The sequence below is a fragment of the Halomonas sp. GXIMD04776 genome (genome assembly GCF_049808615.1).
Lineage (GTDB): Bacteria > Pseudomonadota > Gammaproteobacteria > Pseudomonadales > Halomonadaceae > Modicisalibacter.
The window spans coordinates 1-4,847 of sequence record NZ_JBNCAN010000048.1; the positions used below are offsets into that span (position 1 = coordinate 1).

Genomic DNA, 4,847 nt, shown 5'->3' on the forward strand with positions numbered 1-4,847 from the left:
CGGCCTCGCCAGACGCTGGACTGGCGAACCCCACTGGAAGTCTACGCCGAGGTGCTAAAGAAATCCGTCGGCGGACCGAGCACCCTTCAATAGCGTTGCGCTTGGAACTTGAGACCGCCCTGCTCCTGCTAGTACTTATCGCAGCCACATTAATTGGACCTGGAGTCGAGTGGAAATATCTCGCTAATGTTAGCATAATCCAAGGGATTCCCATTTTTAGCTTGGTTCTCTTTAGCTTTATATCGCAATATACTGTTCCTGCGATTGCAAGAGGTTTTGCAGAGAGCGGTAATGTGAGACGTCTACCTAGTTGCATAGTAACAAGTCAAATTATTCTCGGCTTATTATTCATAGCTGTTGTAGCTGTCACCCTTGGCCTCAGCGGGCCTGACGAAGTCACAGAAGTCGCTACGGTAGCCTGGGGGCAGGCGTTAGGTCCGTGGGCTTTTATTGCAGGTAACGTTTTCACCCTGCTTGCCTTTGTTACCTCTTTCTGGGCCATAGGAGAGACAGCTTTGACTAACCTAGTGGATCAATTTAAATTCCCTTCAGAGTGGGATGTTAAATATCGCCTGATCGCAATAACAACAGTTGCTGTTCCCCCTTTTATAGTGGCATATAGCGACTTTATCGGATTTGTAGATGCAATTTCTTTTGCGGGGGCCTTTGCCGGCGTGCTTATGGCCGTGCTCCCCATCCTTATGGTCAACAGAGCACGAAAGCATGGCGACAGGAAACCAGAGTGGACTTGCGGTAACCTTGCACACCCTATGATACAGGGAGTTATCGTTATTATTTTCACCCTGGCTGCCTTGTATACTGTTTACACTCGCATCTGATAGGGCACAAGCTATAACCAGTTGCTCCATCTAGTGATGGAGCAACAACTATCTCTTTAATAGTATTTTTTATTTAGATTATCAGTCAGTTTGGGTGATATGGCAGCTCATATGAAACAATTACGCTTTTTTGCTTGCTCTAATCTAACGCTGATATCCTATCATAGTTGTTTATATTAGCACACTTCGACTAAAACTATATTATATGTACAAATTTATACGGAATACAAAGAAACCGTCACCAGCGATCTAATCAGCCCCCTCGGAACACTATACACCACAACAGATCAAGGGAGTATTTATGACCATGCCTCGGGACCCCATCGCCGGACTAGGCATCGCCGGGTTCGCCAAAGCCCTGCGTCAAGGAAAGGCCACCTCGGAGCAGGCCGTCCTTGACTACTTAGCACGTATCGAGGTTCTAGACCCCCTACTTCAGGCATACGAGCAGGTGGATGCTGAGCGGGCCTTGGCCACGGCACGCGCTATGGATAGCCTACTGACCAATGGGGTCGATCTGGGGCCCCTTATGGGGGTGCCTGTCTCGGTCAAAGATCTCTTTATCATCGACGGTATAATACCCCATGTCGGCTCCAACCTCCCGATTCAGGAAAAACTAGGACGCGAAGAGGGTCCCTTCATCCGCGCATTGAAGATGTCTGGCTGCATAATTTTAGGCACTACTCGGATGGTAGAGTTTGCTCTTGGCATCACCGGAAACTCTACTTCTCGTGGTACACCCTGGAATCCTTGGGATGACCAGCATCACCGTCTACCCGGTGGTTCTAGCTCGGGTGCCGGCGTAGCATTGGCTGCTGGCCTTTGCGCCCTGTCCATCGGATCCGATACAGGCGGCTCCGTTCGTGTGCCAGCCGCCATGTGTGGACTGTTTGGCCTGAAGACTACAGCTGGGCTTTGGCCTAATAACGGCGTCTTTCCTCTCGAGCCTAATACCGACACTATCGGGCTTTTGACTCGCTCAGCATGCGATGCGGCACTGGCCTTCGAGACGTTGAATCGATATATCACAAAAAAAGAATCAACGAGACAACGTCCGGTCACGCTCGACCAGATCACTCTGGGCGTTCCCTCGCGCTACTTCTTGGAGGGGCTATCAAGGGGGGTGCAGATCGCATTTGAACGCGCACTGGCCGAGTTCGAGAGACATGGCGCCAAATTACGAACTGTTGATATTCCTCATTTGGACGGACGCGAACAGTACTTCCCGATCGCCATGCCCGCTCACCTGCTGGCCTGGCTGGGTGAGGATAATTTCTTGGCCAATCGTCAGCAGATTGACCCCATAATTGCGGCACGTATCGCGGTAGGTTTCGATATCAGTGCACATGATTATCTAGCGTCGGCTGAGGCGCGGCGACGGCATGCCAAAGCCGCCAGCCAAGTATTCGATACGGCGGATATCATCGTGAGTCCGACAACGCAGGCTCCCCCCCAACGCGTACAAGAACTTAATAACCCTGACGTTGCCATGCAGGCCGCCATGGGGATGTCTCGCAATACACAGCCCGCCAATTATCTCGACTGGTGTGCCGTCACCCTACCGATGGGTACTGACGCCTCCGGCTTACCGCTAGGTCTACAGTTGAATGCCCCCGGCCATGCTGAAACCAGGGCTCTCTTGATCGCCGCTAGCCTAGAAGCCCTACTTGCCCCCCCTCCACAGCCGAAACTTTTTCAAGGACACTCCCTTCATTGAAATTGAAGAAACGAAGGAGCACGCATCAGATGGTTTGATCGTAACCAATGGGATGGAGTCCTCCCCACCCTACACCGGTGTCGCTGCGCCACACTGGTGGGTGAGAGCATCACTTACCAGCTTGCGGATGAGGAGAACTCCCCATGAACACTAGCCGGGTCGGCGTCGATATCGCAAAGTCCGTTTTTCATGTTCACGCTGTGGATCGCCATGATCAGGTCCAGTGGAGCGGCAAGTACTCCCGTGATAGGTGGCTCGATGCTCTCTACAAACGCGTGCCTGTCGGAGCCGAGGACGCCCTTCTAAGTGTCAAGTGGCGATTTGTGCTTGACGGATCTCACGATGGCGGTTGCGCAGCACATAGTACAGCTCCCGGGCGATATAGCGTTTCAGACAGCGGATAGCTTCCAGTTTGGAGTGTCCTTCCGCCATCCGTCGCGAGACATACGCCTGCGTGATGGCATCCAGGCGTAGTCGCCCGATGGCGATGATATGCAGCGCACTATTGGCGGCCCGATCGCCACCCCGATTGAGCCGGTGCCGCTGCATCTTTCCTGACGAGGCAGGAATCGGGCTGACACCGCATAGCGCCGCAAAGCTGGCTTCTGAGCCGAGGCGGTCCGGGTTGTCGCCCGCCGTGATCAGTAATTGTCCTGCCGACTCGTAGCCTACCGCAGTCCGCGACACCAATTCGGGTGCCAGTTCATCGACGATGGCCTTGATCATGATATCCAGATCGGCGATCTCGTCATGCAGCTCCAGGTAGCGGCGAGCGAGGGACTTCAGGGCGATACGATAGGCCATCGTAATATCTCGGTACCCGCTCAGGTCGGGTCGCCATGCTGCCAGCGTCCGGATCAACTGCATCCGCGTCATTTTTCTCAGTAGGTCGCGCAGTTCCTCTGGCGCTGAGATCACCTGGGTCTGAATCATCTGGAGCGCCACACGACGAGCCTCGACTGCAGTCTTCCGGCAAACTTTCAGCACGCGCAAGGCCTCGACCATGCCGTCACGTGTCTTCGGCGTGACAGTGCGAATTCCTGCGTAGGCCGCGTGGGCGGCGTTTTCCGCATCGAGGGTGTCATTCTTGCCACGCTTGCGCCGTACGCTCTTATCGGGCGTCGTAACCTCCAGAATGGTGATGTCAGTGTGCTGAAAGTAGCGCAGTAGGCCAGCTCCGTAGGTGCCGGTACATTCGACACCCACCCGGCTGATCTCGCCGAAGGAGCGCATCCAAGTCAGCATCGTTTTGTAGCCATGCCGGGTGGTCGGAAAACCGGCGGAACCAAGAACGCGGTCATGGGCATCCACGACCGCGGCCACATGCAGATCCTTATGGGTATCAACGCCGCCGACAATGCCAGGGCGGTCACTGTGTTGCTGGTTCATGGCGGGTCTCCAGACTATCGGTTCAGGATGGTTTCACCGAGTTCGATAGCCTGGACACGACAGTAACGAGACAGGCTGTCAGGCCCTTCTTGGGTCACATGCTTCGACGAGGCGAAACCTCGCCGTTAGATGTTCCCGGGTAACCGACAGGTCCAGGGAAAGACACTTGGCCATGGTCGATCGGAATGCGGGTCAGGAAACCCGAGAACACTCACGGCACCAGGTCTTCAGGATAGATCGATCACTGTGAGTGTTAGATCAACCCAGGAACACCTGGCACTTTGTAGTCTTACTATCGGAATGGAAGCCTGCGCTGCGTCTCACCACTGGGCGCGTGCGCAGCAGACGCGCGGCTATCAGGTCAAGCTGATTGCGGCCCAGTTCGTCAAGCCCTACGTCAAGAGCAACAGGAACGACCGTGTCGATGCCGAAGCCATGAGCCGGCCCAGCATGCGCTTCGTTGCAGTCAAGGCCGTCGACCAGCACGATGTCCAGGCGGGACATCGGATTCGTGAAGAGCTGGTCCGTCAGCGGACAGCCAAGGCCAACCAGATCCGCGGCCTGGTCGGCGAGTACGGGCTGGCGGCGCCAGTCGGTATTGGTCAGCTCCGGACTGCACTGCCTCGCTGGTTGGAAGGTGCCGATAATGGCCTGACGGATGCCTTCCGTGTGCTGCTGGCTGGCCTTGCGGAGGATCTGCGTCACTTGAATGGCCGCATTGATGCAATAACGGCGAGCATCGAACAGCAGGTACAGACTGACCCGGTGGCGAAGGAGTTATTGTCAAATCTGGTGGATGACGGTCAGGCCGCATTCCTGTCTGATTGATCGGTTATCTGCTCTCCGTCCTGGAACTTGACGTTGCTGACGACCAGTTCCAGCTTCTGGAAGTGCTTGATACG

4 protein-coding genes are annotated in these 4,847 nt (G+C 55.0%); 3 read left to right on the forward strand and 1 reads right to left on the reverse strand.

Annotated elements, in window-relative coordinates:
- Positions 1-101: 101 nt before the first annotated feature.
- Both ACPF7Z_RS19170 and ACPF7Z_RS19175 read left to right on the forward strand, forming a co-directional pair.
- Positions 102-839 (forward strand): aromatic amino acid transport family protein, encoded by a 738-nt coding sequence (locus ACPF7Z_RS19170; protein ID WP_425194838.1) that lies wholly within the window; start codon positions 102-104, stop codon positions 837-839.
- Positions 840-1,140: 301 nt separating this feature from the next.
- Complete coding sequence (locus ACPF7Z_RS19175) at positions 1,141-2,556, forward strand: amidase (protein WP_425194839.1); 1,416 nt, start codon at positions 1,141-1,143, stop codon at positions 2,554-2,556.
- 309 nt (positions 2,557-2,865) lie between these two features.
- On the opposite strand, the gene ACPF7Z_RS19180 is transcribed toward ACPF7Z_RS19175, so the two are convergent.
- Entirely contained in the window at positions 2,866-3,945 is a 1,080-nt protein-coding gene (locus ACPF7Z_RS19180) for an IS110 family transposase (protein ID WP_322528658.1), read from the reverse strand.
- Positions 3,946-4,191: 246 nt separating this feature from the next.
- Between ACPF7Z_RS19180 and ACPF7Z_RS19185 the strand changes: the two genes are divergently transcribed.
- Positions 4,192-4,773, forward strand: a complete 582-nt coding sequence (locus ACPF7Z_RS19185; protein WP_425194840.1) for a hypothetical protein — start codon at positions 4,192-4,194, stop codon at positions 4,771-4,773.
- Positions 4,774-4,847: the final 74 nt, after the last annotated feature.